The organism is Shewanella sp. Actino-trap-3 (assembly GCF_002836275.1).
In the GTDB taxonomy this organism is placed as follows: domain Bacteria; phylum Pseudomonadota; class Gammaproteobacteria; order Enterobacterales; family Shewanellaceae; genus Shewanella; species Shewanella psychromarinicola.
The window spans coordinates 3894004-3908356 of sequence record NZ_PJCE01000001.1 but is presented as its reverse complement, the minus strand read 5'-3'; the positions used below and the strand labels follow the sequence as shown (position 1 = coordinate 3908356).

General features: G+C 40.2%; 9 protein-coding genes. 2 read left to right on the top strand and 7 right to left on the bottom strand.

All coding sequences use genetic code 11. From position 1 onward, the window contains the following. Positions 1-404: 404 nt before the first annotated feature. The 4 genes from CXF80_RS16855 to CXF80_RS16840 form a co-directional block, all read right to left on the bottom strand. Positions 405-1697: a hypothetical protein gene (locus CXF80_RS16855; RefSeq protein WP_101034087.1), complete on the bottom strand. Its 1293-nt coding sequence runs from the start codon at positions 1695-1697 to the stop codon at positions 405-407. Positions 1698-2048: 351 nt separating this feature from the next. Continuing rightward, complete coding sequence (locus tag CXF80_RS16850) at positions 2049-3314, bottom strand: ATP-dependent nuclease (protein WP_232772139.1); 1266 nt, start codon at positions 3312-3314, stop codon at positions 2049-2051. Positions 3315-4172: 858 nt separating this feature from the next. Beyond that, positions 4173-4484, bottom strand: coding sequence for a hypothetical protein (locus tag CXF80_RS16845; RefSeq protein WP_101034085.1), 312 nt, complete (start codon positions 4482-4484; stop codon positions 4173-4175). Positions 4485-5787: 1303 nt separating this feature from the next. Further along, complete coding sequence (locus tag CXF80_RS16840; protein ID WP_101034084.1) at positions 5788-6303, bottom strand: hypothetical protein; 516 nt, start codon at positions 6301-6303, stop codon at positions 5788-5790. Positions 6304-6751: 448 nt separating this feature from the next. Here CXF80_RS16840 and CXF80_RS16835 point away from each other — a divergent pair, with 448 nt between their 5' ends. Further along, positions 6752-7714 carry a LysR family transcriptional regulator gene (locus tag CXF80_RS16835; RefSeq protein ID WP_101034083.1) on the top strand — a complete coding sequence of 321 codons (963 nt, stop codon included), beginning with the start codon at positions 6752-6754 and terminating at the stop codon, positions 7712-7714. A 262-nt stretch (positions 7715-7976) separates the two neighbouring features. Here CXF80_RS16835 and CXF80_RS16830 read toward each other — a convergent pair whose 3' ends face one another. The 3 genes from CXF80_RS16830 to nrfD are packed head-to-tail and all read right to left on the bottom strand — an operon-like array spanning position 7977 to position 12684. Next, positions 7977-11057 carry a molybdopterin-dependent oxidoreductase gene (locus CXF80_RS16830; RefSeq protein ID WP_101034082.1) on the bottom strand — a complete coding sequence of 1027 codons (3081 nt, stop codon included), beginning with the start codon at positions 11055-11057 and terminating at the stop codon, positions 7977-7979. 4 nt (positions 11058-11061) lie between these two features. Further along, positions 11062-11778 (bottom strand): 4Fe-4S dicluster domain-containing protein, encoded by a 717-nt coding sequence (locus CXF80_RS16825; RefSeq protein WP_101034081.1) that lies wholly within the window; start codon positions 11776-11778, stop codon positions 11062-11064. 9 nt (positions 11779-11787) lie between these two features. Continuing rightward, positions 11788-12684, bottom strand: coding sequence for an NrfD/PsrC family molybdoenzyme membrane anchor subunit (gene nrfD / locus CXF80_RS16820; protein WP_101034080.1), 897 nt, complete (start codon positions 12682-12684; stop codon positions 11788-11790). Between the two features lie 567 nt (positions 12685-13251). On the opposite strand from nrfD, the gene CXF80_RS16815 reads away from it, so the two are divergent. Continuing rightward, entirely contained in the window at positions 13252-13929 is a 678-nt protein-coding gene (locus tag CXF80_RS16815; protein ID WP_101034079.1) for a TorF family putative porin, read from the top strand. Positions 13930-14353 lie beyond the last annotated feature (424 nt).

The window sequence follows — 14353 nt, the reverse complement described above, 5'->3', positions numbered from 1 at the left end:
GGACTGGCAAAAGCTTAAATCCAATAAGGTGGCCTAAATGAGCTCAGCAGCATTTAAACATCTATCAGGTCACTACCGCAGCCATAAAATGGGGATGAATTTGCGAATAAATAAATAGCTGTGACAAAGTTCAGATAGCAGCTGCTCTTGGCGCGCTGGACAGCCTTTACTGGCAAGCACTCGGCAATGAGTTAACCAATCTAGCTAAAGGTATCCACCGAACGATTACGCACTCATATCAATATCATCAAGTGGGATTGCCTCGTCACATAAAGAGAAATAAACCAACCAAATTTTTAAATTCAGTTATCCAAGAATCAAAACTGCCTATTGAAATACCTTATACAGTTTAGAAAAATGCCACTCAGTACTTGCTACTCAAGTCCACTTCATGGCTTCGTTAACTATATTCGTCTTAGATTTACATATAACCTAAAAACAGGGTTTATAAACTCGTAAATACCCTGTCCTTCTGGGATACGACGTAAAATTGGTCCAAATTTTCGGTCAAGTAACCTGGGTAGATTTTGGTCTAGATAATCAACTTCAAACTCCTCCGCATCTTTACGGACATTCTTTAAAAATATTCTCCCAACATCTTCATGAAAGAGGGTATTTTCTTCAGGTTGCTCAGCAAGAAGATGGAGAAGCATTTGACGGTTCTCGGTATTTCCGATTGCACGTTGATATGCGCTTTCTAATGTAGGGAAGGCCACACCACTTTTAATGTCTTCTAGTACTCGGTTGTAAACATTCTCATTAATTGCATTTAGTCCTAATTGAGAGGCTTTACTAACACAAGATTTACCAATCATTTGAATAAAGTAAGGGTACCCTTGAGAAGCCGAAACAATTTTTGTTTTAACCGTATTATCAATTGTGAGTTCGCCTTCAAATAATTCTTCAGCTTTTGTAAGAACATTTCTGGCTTCAGGTTTAGGCATGGTTTTTACATGTATAGCCCCCTGCTCTAAAAGACGCTCTACAGATGCGTGATCTTCGATCAAATCTGTCAAGTCTTGCCCTATTCCACACACGCCAAATTTTATATCTTTAGAACTAAGGGATTTAATGAGTGAGCCAATACCATTTTTATTGGATACAACATCAAATTCATCTAAAAGAATTAATAACCCGTCCCGATTCATTCTCCCCTTCACTTGGTGTTGAACTATTGAAGATACAAAATTCCTGAATGTCTGCACGGTATCACCATCAACAACCCTCGCATATGTCGACGTTTCTACCCCTTTTGCGCCCCAATTTACAACCTTTAGATCAGCGCCCGCTGATACTTCTTTTGCTCTAGAAAATTCAACAATTTCCTTACCATCATGCGGAACCAACCTTAGCAAACCATCCTCATCATTCTGATCGTTGCAAAGCCTAGATAGCAACCCTTCTCCAGAATCTATAATTGAATCACACGTATAGAATACTGTTAAATATTTCCTAGGGTTATCTGGAATCTCGTGATGAAGCCCTGCATTCGACGCAAGTGTATAATCACCTAATGCCATTTGTTGTACTTGACGCAAAAGCGACGACTTCCCTAAACCGCGTTTCCCATAAATTGCGATTAAACTATTAGGAGAATTTAGAGCTTGCATACAAGATCTAACTAGGTCTATTCTACCAACGAACCTATTTGCGTCAGTTATTACATCCGATGTAAAACCTTTCTCTGGATCTATCATTCTTTTTCCTTATTCAAGTAATGGGTCACACGGATAGCTAACTTTTTAGTATTTATGCGTTGTGCCGTTTTCATTACACCAATCGCTTGTTAGACTTTGCCGATGCCTTTTCCAGATTTATTGGTACAGTGTATGCCTTGGGGATTTTGTTTTTTGAGAGTAGTCTCACGACTACAGAGCTGATTTGAAATGATTGATACTGAGAAATGTTTAAGTCTTTCATTGAAATGCCTTTTTCATTATTGTGTTCCATCACACTGATTTCAGTCTAGCTTATTCAATGAGGTTAATACACTCAATTCCTTCTCATTGAACTCTGCACAGCGATTTAACTCAAAGCCTTACACCTTGTTAGACTTCATTGCCATTTGCTAAATTTATGAACGCTACGAGTTGGTTCATACGCTCTGCCAAATCCAAACTTCTAAAGTCAGCGGGATTGTTTTCTATATAATGACGCGCAACCTTGACTTTATTTGCTGTTATTTCTTTTTTACTGCGTTTTTTTCTATATTTTAAAAGATTTTCCCACACACCTTTGTTTACGAGATGGTCTGCTGATGGATGAACAACTTTTACACTTTCTTCTACTTTATCGAAATCCAGATAGTTTTCCATCTCACGCCCGTTTGTTACCCAAGCAAACCCAGGGCCAGAATTAAATTCACTTTTTAACCTTTGCTTAGTTGCGTTAATACGGGCTCCTGGCTTATCTTTATCGCTGTCAAACATTATGACTGTATTTCGATTGAGCTTTCTCACTGAGATCAAATCATCTACAGCTTCATCGGCAATATCTTGATCGATAGCAGTTAAGTGACTAAACAATCTACCGCCATAGAACATTATCGAATAATGAACGCCTTCAATTAAATCTGAGGAATGATGTACTAACCAATAATTCAAATATATTCTGTCGGAGGGTCCTTCCACCCAAATGATACAATTGGCTTGTAGAATATCAGAAGCTTTATAACCAAGGTCATTACAGATATTAGATCGTTGCTTTGTACTGGAAATCGCTTCGACACTAGAGATCCCGTCAACCTGTGTAACATGGAATATTTCAGATTCGACAGCGTCTAATAGGTGGGCGGAGTGTGTTGTAAAAAAGTACTGATTGTCTGTTTTCTCAGATAAGTATTTAACAAGTTTCCTTTGAAGCAAAGGGTGTAAGTGCAATTCAGGCTCTTCTACACAGATAATTGTTTTGTCTAATAATGTCGCTGCCGCAGCTAAAATTACTACTTCATGAATCCCGGTACCCATTGATTCTAATGGCAAAGTTTTCCCGTCCATATGAATTAGAATCATATTTCTTTCATAAGGTATTTCTATCTCAGCGGTCGGGTTTTCAAGAACCTCTTTAATGAAACCATTGATAGAAATAAACTTTTGTTTTAACTGCCGATCAGCTAATGGTGGGTTTTGGATTTTTGCAATTCTCTCGATAATGCCTTCACCACTAAAGTCACTAGCTTCACTACCTGCATTTCCAATTTTCCTAATTGCAGGTATTATTTCAACATTAGGTATGGTGTCTGGGATATATGCAAGTGCCTTAATTGTCTCTGGTATCCAGTGTTCGCGGAGGCCACCGCCAGTCGCATTAGTCAAGCCATTCCAAAGATTCTGCCATTCGCTTTCACTTAGCTCATGAAGTAGTTGTTCAACGTCAATATCTAAATTAAAAGTTCCATTTGGAGTACTGGATCGATATGTGAACCAGACGGCCCCTCCAGAAAAAAATAAATCTGAATAAAGTATTTTTTTAGCTAATTGACGATATGCAACATTATGCCTTCCATCAGGGAGTTTCTTATTAATGTAATCATCAATATTATCTTCAAATAAAGGGAATGATATTCTATGTTGTGCTCTTACATTTGAAATGTGATGGTCAATGTCTTTAAAAGGGAGCTCTTGCTTGTTGGAACCAAATTGGTGTTGATCTTTTACTCTACTAACAAAATATGAATATTGATCCTTAAGAAAATTAATAATATTAGATTTCCTACGTTATTCTGACCAATAATCAAGTTTACTTTTTAACGGGCCGATCTTGACTAGCTCATCACCAATGCTTCGATAACCTGAAAAACCAAAACCTTTTAGTAGCACATTAATCTCCTTGAAAATCTGACGTTTATTCAACGGACGTCCAGATATAGTCTGCCGTTTAGTTGTTGATTTATCTCATCCTACATTTGCTATCTTATTGATGTAAAGCGATTAGATTATTCGAAGGTTATTAAGCCTTATAGATGGGGAATATATTAGACATTATGCTGATATGAACCTGAACATGCTTTAACAAAATGACCTATTACCTTAAAGACTCTGGCTCCTATTTTGTCATTAGTGAATGAGCGGAAATTGATCGAGACAGAAAAGAAGTAACATCTAAAGCCACCAATACGACGTGCAAGAACAACGCGACTGCAGAGTATCAACACTCGCGCTTTCTATAATAAATCAACTAACTAATCGGTCACACTGACGAAGTTCTCGGTCTATTGAATAAGCAAATCCAATCAAATAACCAATGTTATTTTCATGCTTTAGATTCATTGCTAATAATATGTCGCTCAACTGTAAACTGATATTTGGATATCGTTGCACAAAATGACTGTAACGAGCTCCCATATCAGTACCTATTTCAACTGCGTTATTGTAATTTAACGCATCAGGCAAACACCAAAAATGCATTCCATAATGGTCATAACGTAAAAATGGTAACATTCGATCTATTTGCTCAATACCTAGTTCTCGTTCTAAACTGTTCATGAAAGATTTCCTCTACTCAAATTTAGGTGATTTTTCAGAGCCTCGAGTGTTACAGCACTCGAGGCTCACCTTTTAGAATACAGCTATATATTTTCACCTCAATCTGAAACTTGCTAATAGCAAGTAGCTCAGATTTATTCGATTTACCCTCATCTATTTATAGTTTCACTTTAAATAATTTAGCTTATTAAAATCATCTTATCAACTAGACCAAAATAACAAACCAATGATTCATAAGTAAAATATACTTATCAAGTACCTTTAAAGTATATTAACAACACCGAAATCAATTCAGTGTTACTCAATAAGCCTGAATAGGGTTTGATATTTTTCTACAACATTAAATAGCTAAAATTACGTCCTTATTGCTGTTCTAGATGACTAAACTGCGTTGAGAGTTATTGACCAACACTGGATATAAAACACTAGAATTAGAGAAATATGCATCATCACTAAAAATAATTTAAAAAACGTGTTTAGATGCTTAAAAAAAACCAAAGTGGAGTGTTTTTGTTTTCAGTGAAAACTTTTTTAAATGTATAGGAGCAGTGAACGACGGGGGGTTAATTCATATCAAAGATTTTTTTGTCTAAAAGGTGCTAAAACAAATGAGTGGATTTCAGGTATCCAAAACTTAAATAAAATTTATAAGGTATCCTATAGGAATCCTCACCAAAACATTAAACTTTAAAATCATAAGCTTAAATTAAAATCAAACCTATCCAGCATAGGTGCAATGGAAAAGGTGCGATCGAGTGTATCCGTTGGTGTGGCTAGCTTAGGCGTTGTATTCACTGAATTAACTACTCTCATATTTTGAGTTACTGTTACACATTTTAAGATATTTTTAGTTGCACGGGGGAACCAATAGGGAACCATAATTCATTGGGAAAATGGAAATGGGGAACCCGAAATTATGGCTTCTTATAGCATTCAAAAACGTGACAAAGCTGATGGTAGAAGTAAGTACCGTTGCTTATTTGCGTAAAGAAAAAAGGCAACATATCATACACGGAGCAAAGAACTTTTACCAAAAAGTTAACTGCTGATACTTGGGAAAAGTAAAGAGTTGCTGAAATAGAAAAAAATGGATCTGGAGATCAAGGGTCTATCAGTCTCAGGCCTCACCAGATCAGGTTAATGACTTTATCTCTAAAACTCATGGCATATCCTTTAGACAGCACAAAGCTAAATGACCGAGATGTCTCGATGACTTAACTTGGATTAAATAATATGGATTTATATATTTTCGCAAAAAAAGGCTACCGATTGGCAGCAGCGGTCATTGATTAGCGTTTTTGATTTACAGTTGTTTTAATTCAGACCTAAGCACTGATATTTGACGGTCAATTGATTCGACTTCTGTATTTCCCTGTTGCATTACAGCGGTCATTTCTTGCGCTAGACTTTGCTGCCAAGTTGCACCCGCTAAATTATTGTTCGCTCGCTTACCTGTTGTGCGCAGTTGCTCGATTTTGTCATCACGATCTTTGAACGCTTTTGTCCTTTCTTTTTCGAGGTTTCTAATTTCACGTTCAATTTTTTGTTTACGTAAGTATTGAGCGATTTCTGCTTTTTTATCACGCGCATTAACAGGACTATCTTGCTGCCTTGCATCTATTGTCTCGTTAGTTAGGTTTTCAGGGTAACCTCTTGATTGTGCAACCACGCTGCCTACATTACTTAAATCTAACGGTTCGCTTTGGTCGTCGCACGGGTCTGCTTGATACTTGCCATCCGCACACTTATATACTTCTGCAGAAGCAGACACAGACACAGACACCATTATTAAAATAACGATTAATGATTTTCCATCCATAGAACACCTCTTATTTAGTTATTTTTATTGTACAACAGCCAGCAATCGTGGATGGCCATGTTAAGAGCTGTTGTTAATTTTTGCTTAGACCGAAAAAAGTCGCCCAACCTTCCCCGCGGCACAAACTATCTCGGTTGATATTAGTTGCATAAGGAAGTATTACGCATAGCAAAATCCATGTTTAACGTGGATGTTGACGATAAGCCAATCATCGATGCTTATCCTGCTTTGCATGAACTTAAACTCATAGTTCGAAGTAACAACCGGAACAAAAGATTAATCGATAATGAATTAACACAACTCATAACCGCATTAAAAAAACGAATTCAACTCCAATGAGCTCGTGGACTGTCTAAATACAATGTCACCGCTCAAATTTAGACTCTCAAGCTTGCTGTTAGTAGCTATCAGCATATGATAAATATAAAAAAATTAATGCGTAGTAAATATGAATGTTGAACGACTAGATTATCACTCTTTAATAGTTTTTGAATCAGTAAGTCGGCACCTGAATGCAGGCTTAGTTGCTAACGAATTAGGTATGAGTATTTCATCGGTAAGTCGCCATCTCGGTATATTAAGGGACATATTCAAGGATGTACTGTTTGTTCGTCGGGCTCAGGGTTTTGTATTAACCGATAAAGCGATACAAGTTTTACCTTGCGTTAAACAGCTTCTGCATGGATATCAGGTTCTCAAGCACAACCACACTGAGTTCAATCCTCTAACTGCTAAGGGGCATTTTAAGATCTATGCCTTCAACGAATTTACCTACGTAATAAATAAAGTCATCAATGAATTCGTGTTACCACAGGCTCCAAATTTAACATTCGAGATAAGAACCTTATCCAGCGACTGCAGCCGAGCCATCGAGTACGGTGAAATCGATTTTGCCGTGGTATACGAAAATTTTAAAGACCATAAAATCATCAGCGAAATGATCTCCCCCACTGAAGAGATGTTTTTAATCGCCAAGGCTGGTCATCCGGTTTTCGATGATGAACTGACTGTCGACAACCTATGTAAGTATGGTTATTTTGAGTTAGATAATTTTAATGACCTCTGCTCACCACTGTTAGACCAGATAGCTAAACAACAGGGAAAGAGTCTTCAAATCTCTGGTGCGACAGATAATATCGCCGCATTGAGTCGTCATATTATCGATACAAATTCAATTTCGATGAGCTGTAATGTCTTTACCCGCGAGTATTATGACTTAGTTTCGCCTATACAAACTTGTACCCTGCCCCATGAGCTTACCGAACAACTGCTTGGTATGATTAACGTAGGACGCACAGTAGGAAATTATCTGATTTACTCCGAAATTAACCAGTCACCGACTCACCACTGGCTCAAGCAGCAACTGTTTAACACCATTAGAGATGAATGGTCTCTGGCGATGGAGTCTTAGTCCGGCAGATGCTGGCATGGAAAAAGCCTCTATTTATTCGTCAAAGCAATAAATAGAGGCTATAGGATAAAAACAGCTGTTAAGCCGACGGGTGAGGAGAAGTAATTTATCCGTCAGCTAAGCGCACAACGACCCACGCCTAAATGTAGACAAAGATGAATATTCACTCATTATCCCGAGTTCAGGATAAATAAACACAATTCAGGCCAACCTCATTACCATTTTCAATAACGAGGAGACCCTATCGTTTAATCAATCACTTTTATACTTTCTTGAGCCCTACGGGAACACCGTGTCTTGCCGTTGAACCAAAGGTTCTGTCACGGTAAAGGCTGGCACCTTTTCGGGTTGGGTCGACAACATTGAACGCATTAGGGCATATACCCGTTCCACGCGCTTTGATCCCCGGACGTACCATACCATCCACCTCAACAGCACTGGCACCGAATGCGGTATGGCCATAACCCATACCCACGACGATAGTGCTCCGAGCAACCGTCTTATCCGCCTGAACTATCCCTTCTAAATATTTACCCTTAGGTGAAAGAACCTGAGCCTTATCGCCTGATTTCAGGTTATATTTAGCGGCATCATCTTGATGTAACTGAATATAGTTTGTATCTCCTAACGCTGTGATGCGAGGCAAGGAGACTGAATAGGGACTACGCAGGTGCAACTTAAAGGTGGAGAAGTTAAACGGATAGTCCTTCTCATTCCAATGATCTCGAACCGCTGAACCATCCCAGAATCGATCAACATCATAAACAGGCTGACCATCATTGCACTCACCGGTATAGGAGTCTTTTACTCTGGCTAATGATTCGTTATAGATCTGAAACTGAGTATCCATCCGCATCGCCGCGTTGAAAAACTCGCCTTCATAACGCTCATTAACACGCTCATAACGTCCACCACGGGTTAGCATGAACGCTGTTGGTCCAATCTCTTGCGGCTTCAGGCGTGCTTCGAACATAGGTAAAGCACGATCGACACTGGTGAACTTAATGTCCTCCTCCGTCGGCGTGGGTAATACCGTGCCTGTATGAGCGATGTTTGCAAATAACGGTACATAGAAATCAGCCGGCGTATTGAGCGGGTATGATTTACCTACAACATCAGTAAATGCGTTATCGCCAAATCCCTTCAAGCCGATTGCTTTACTGACGTCAATGATGAACTGCTCCATATTGACGTGCTCACCCTTGGCGGTTTTAGCGGTGCGCGCTTCGACAACCGGAACGCTAGCCACATCACCAATATATTCGCTGCCCCACATACGTGAACTTGCCCATGCCTCATATTGAAGCGTATCTGGGACAATATAATCTGCGAAAACATTGGTTTCGTTGATATAAGGGTCGAGCGCAATGATCAAGCCCAGTTGCTTAGGATCTTTGATGGAGTCTTCAACCTGATCTTGCAGACCTGAGCAACCGTAAATGGGGTTGGTTGACCAGGTGATCCACGCCTTAAAATTGAAAGGATTTTTATTAGCATGGGCCACCAGCAATTCGCCACTGTTATCTTGCACAAAGGTGTTGTTCCATGCCTCATTTGCTGGGTATGGATTCAGGCCTTGCGCCACTTTCTGCTGATACTCATGGCTTTGTTCATAATCACCAGAACGCTCGGCATTAAATCCGACCACCTCTGTGTGTTCAAAGTCCATTAAGTTGTATAAGGGACCGTCATAGATATCATACATGGTGGCATAGCCCACGCCGCCCATATGCATCATGCCGCCCTTGGCATTATGCGCGCCGACCATAGTCGCCAGCATGATCATCGCAAAGGCAAATTGACCGCCATCGGTAGCGTTACAGCCAGTATTGGTTTCAATAGAGACACTGCGACCATGGGAGGTAAACTCCTTGGCTAACTCTTCTATCTTGGCTACGGGTATTTCACAGCGCGTAGAAAGCGCTTGCATGGAGTGACTGTTGACGCGCTTTTTGAGCAGTGAAAACGCCGTTTCGACCAGCACTTGTGAACCATCGCCTAGGGTTACGCTGTCATTATAGAATAGTGTTGCCGCCAGCTCGCTATCACCCGTGACCAGTTTGCCAGTTTGCTTATCGATCACCATCTTCACTTCCGCATCGCCTAACCCACAGGCCTGTGCAGTCAAAAACTGGTTATAAAGAGGGTGTTTTTTATCTTTTACCACTAGGTAGGTCGCGTTGGTGTAATTCATCTCAGCAACAGCATCGGCACTTGCCTGGCTGGGCGCCTCCAGATAAGGCCTGCGGTAGCGATCATGATTAATGATGTACTGCAGCATAGCGAACATTAATGCAGTATCACCACCGGATTTTATCGGTAGCCACTCGCCATTTGTGGTATCGGTTTCCGAGGTTAATGAGCGCAGAATGGGATCGATGACGACATATTTAAAGTCAGTACGATCGCTACGCGCCTTAGATAAACGACGAGAGCCTACATTTAAACCATTACCGCTGGTCCCAGGGTTAGTGCCGATGAAAATCGCAAACTTTGACTCTTCATAATCGGCTTGAGGCAGCGCCATCTCATCGACGGCGTCGAAGCAACCCAAAGCACAACCCGCAACCTGTTGGTGACCGCAGTAGGAGTCCTTGGTACCGATATTGGGTGTACCCCAGGCATCAGCAACAAAACGATGCATAAAGTCGGCGCGCGCACCTTGCTCTGATGACGTTGAAACCAGCAACTGGTTTTTTACCGGCCCAAAATCAGGATAAGCCGGATTGGCTAATGCCGGATTAGCGTGAATGGCCTTCAACCCCTCAACGTGCCCTTCATCGAAGAGATCCCCGCCATCAACGACCTCTTGCAGCATTTGTTCATATGAGATGGTTTGCCACTTGTTTTCCCCACGCTTACCGACCCGTTTCATGCAAGCGGTAATGCGGTGTTTATCATCAAACGCATCAGGAACCGCATTACCACGACCACAAAGGGTGGCCCGATTGCTTTGGCTCAGACCACTGGCCGCAGATAGCTGGAACATGGCATCTTTAGGCGATGTTTCCATTGTCATTGGTTGACCAGCATTATTGGTCAAGGTGTAAGGGTTACCCACAGCCCGTAAAACCTTGTCGGTCTTATTATCGATACTCAATCGCGCACCACAAACATTGAAACAACCGTAACACTTGGAAAACGCGAAACGCTGTTCCGGATTTGCGATCAATTTGTTGTCAGCATCGAAGCTATACTCAGGCGTTAATGAAGTGGGTGCATATTTATTAATATCTGCATCACTTGTTTTACTGCGAGCCGAACTCATAACATTGGTACTTGCTGCACCTGCTGTCATCACTGCGGCAACCGATCCCGCCTTTAAAAATTTTCTACGATCCATGGTGCTACCTCTGCCACAATTGAGGAGAATGTATACTAAACGCGGTGTTGCTCTCTTCTTGCGTCAAGCCAATATAAAAAACATTCGGTGAAGTCTGTTTGCTCGCCTGCAGCACCATAGGGTTACTCTGACTGAGCAGTTTGGATATTTCACTATTAACATCGTTAATATCCCCAAAAACACGTGCACCACCGGTACAAGTCTCTACGCAAGCCGGCAACAAGCCTCTAGAGGTACGTTGAATGCAGAAGTTACACTTATCGACGGTACCCGTTGTCGAATTAGTGAAACGAACCCCACTGTATGGGCACGCCTGGATGCAGTAGTTACACCCTATACAAAGCGTAGAATCCACGACGACTATGCCGTCTTCTTCACGCTTGAATGTCGCGCCCGTTGGACAAACAGACACGCATGAGGGATCCTCACAGTTGTTACACATGATTGGCAGATTAAATGCGTACTGTTTGTTACCAATTTCCGCACTGGTTTGGATCACCTGAGTGCGATGTTCATCGGGTTTGGTACCATTTTCTATGCCACATGAGACAACACAGGCTTTACAACCGTTGCATCGGCTAAGATCGATCGCCATGGCCAGACGCTTTTTACCTTGTTGACGAATCGCTGCAATCGCGTTGCCCGCAGGCATAAACATCACCCCAGTTGTCGCAATTGCACCGCCAGCCAATAGTTTGAGGGCTCTTCTTCTATCTAGCATCGTAGACTCCTAATAATACTGACCAGCGAGTAAAACCGAGTAGCGCAAGCAAAATGCGCCTATTAATATCAACACAGCTAACAGATACTCTTTGCTATGAGACGCCGCGGTCTTGCCAATGATTGACGTTACATTCAGCAATAATGGAATAATTAATCCGATTAAAACGGCACCTATCCACCAAATAGCACCGGCATCACTTGAAATCGACAACAGGTTGTCTATTCCATTGAATATACTGATGTTACGAATCGAGTAGGCGAACACACACACGGTAAGTAACTCCAGCGCCAACAGTGCAGCATCTGATTTAGCGAAGGAGTGGTTGATATCGGTTATCTTGAGACGAGTTTTGACCATCAGCACTACAGCAGCGCCACAAGAGAGGGCCGACAGTGAAAATATCACCACCAGAATACTGTTTGACCAAACCAAGTTATGGCTGATATCACCAATAAGTAATGCAGTATATGAAGCAACGCAGATAGCCAAGATCACATTAATCGTTGCCAATAATCGGCTATAGCTAGGCTGATTAGCGTTCGATCTAAATGAGAGGCAAAAGAGCGAGGCAAAGATAATCGCCAACGTCAGCAACCAAGTACCTATGCTCATCATGGAGCTTGGCTCGAAAGTCATAAATAGGCGATAGAAACGGAAGAATTTACTCATATCAGCATGAGCAATCCCGTATTGGAATGAGGTGAGATCGAATACGATCATTCCCGTACCAATAATTAATAACAGCGTACCCACAATGGCACTTATTTTTGCCGTATCTAAGTGATGCGGCACTTGAATTTTATTAGATAGCACGAGACAACCACTAATAAAAAGTGCTCCGGCTCCTGCTCCGGCTAAAAATAGATAGGCTGCGACTAACAACCCCCAATGAACTTCGTTCATAAATATCCCTTATTATAATATTTATACCTTTACTGACGATTATTTATTCACACAAAACCGACAACTAAAGGAAAGCATAATTAATCAAGGCCAGTTTAAAACTGTAAAATTAAAAACTAACCATTGACAAAATAATACCTAATATTAATAAAAACGAAAATAGCACTAAGTCACACAAAGCCGTAAAATATAATTTCAATTTATTTTATTAGACTCTACCCATGTTTAATAAATTTCGAAAAAACCATTTCCCGAAAAACAATAAAACCACACTTAAGATTAAATTAAAAATAATCAATGACTTAAGATAAATAATAAAAAATCATCTTAAAACAAAAAATAACAACTTATATTTAAACCATATCCCACAAAACAAAAAAAGCATTTATTAAAAAGTTAAAATAAAAACCAAAATCACAAACGAATATAAAGTTGCAAGCATTTCGATATTTTTAAAAATCAATTTATTAAATTAAACTAAAAGCTTGTAAAGTGAATAGCGAAATAATTAAACATAATAAATATACTAACTAGCAAATAGAAAACTATTTAATATAAGGGTTAATAATGAAAAAATTAATACTGTCATCGTGCATTATGGCAATGGCTATAAGTGCCAGTCAGACGGTTGCTGCCGAAGAGAGCCAATTTACAACGTCAGGAGTGATGATGGGATTGAGCAATTACCTTTGGCGAGGACAAACCATTAGTGATGATAAGCCATCACTTCAAGCCGACCTTATGGTGGAACATGACAGCGGTTTTTATTTAGGCACCGCATTTGAAACCTATCGCTATGAAGACGCGGATGATGTCATTAAAGATTATGAAATCGACTACTATGCTGGTTATTATCAAATGGTCAATGACGACTTAGGTTTCGGTTTTAATGCCATGAAATACACTTACGCCGCAGGTGGCGATACCATCGAGTACGCATTGTCAGTAGATTACCAAGCAATGAATCTGGCGGTTAATTACGACCAAGATCTAGAAACTTGGTATACCGAAATAAATTACTCATTGTCGCTATTTAACGATAGCAGCCTAGTCGCACATGCAGCGCTGTTTACCGATGCCGAAGCTTATGAGTTTGATGACGATGGAGAAGTGGCTGATAGCGCTTATGATATTGCACTGCGTTATAACTATCCTTTACTGTCAAAACTGGATTTGATGCTGGAAGTCAGCTATCACGAATTTAACAATGATCATTATATGATTGGTTTAGCCTACAGCTTTTAACCTTAGTTAGAATAGAACTTTGAAAGTAGGTTCAGAGTACTAAAAGTATTCTAGTGGGGTACACATAACATGTGCTCCACTATAATCCTAATACAAGAAAATACGTAATAATATCAGCATTAAATTAGCTAAAATAAGTTTCGAAAGAGTAACGTAATAGCCAATTATCAGCATGAGCACTGTAGGATTAAAACCTTCAATATACTCTTTTTCGGGAAAAATATTTTACTTTACCATTAACGCCCCATTTTAATTTGGTCAACATTCGGTAAATTATAGCAAAAACAACCAGATGCTCTTGCATCGTTTTAGCTGCCTAACTTACAATTAAAACGATGCCACCCATTTTTATGCGCTCAACTTAAACAGCCGATCCATGATCCTGTGCTCCCCAGTATTAAATAATGTTATTAGTTAATACTGA

Coding starts and splice junctions, on each gene's coding strand:
- CXF80_RS16855 (WP_101034087.1), bottom strand. CDS start 1,697: ATGATAGATCCAGAGAAAGGTTTTACATCGGATGTAATAACTGACGCA.
- CXF80_RS16845 (WP_101034085.1), bottom strand. CDS start 4,484: ATGAACAGTTTAGAACGAGAACTAGGTATTGAGCAAATAGATCGAATG.
- CXF80_RS16840 (WP_101034084.1), bottom strand. CDS start 6,303: ATGGATGGAAAATCATTAATCGTTATTTTAATAATGGTGTCTGTGTCT.
- CXF80_RS16835 (WP_101034083.1), top strand. CDS start 6,752: ATGAATGTTGAACGACTAGATTATCACTCTTTAATAGTTTTTGAATCA.
- CXF80_RS16830 (WP_101034082.1), bottom strand. CDS start 11,057: ATGGATCGTAGAAAATTTTTAAAGGCGGGATCGGTTGCCGCAGTGATG.
- CXF80_RS16825 (WP_101034081.1), bottom strand. CDS start 11,778: ATGCTAGATAGAAGAAGAGCCCTCAAACTATTGGCTGGCGGTGCAATT.
- nrfD (WP_101034080.1), bottom strand. CDS start 12,684: ATGAACGAAGTTCATTGGGGGTTGTTAGTCGCAGCCTATCTATTTTTA.
- CXF80_RS16815 (WP_101034079.1), top strand. CDS start 13,252: ATGAAAAAATTAATACTGTCATCGTGCATTATGGCAATGGCTATAAGT.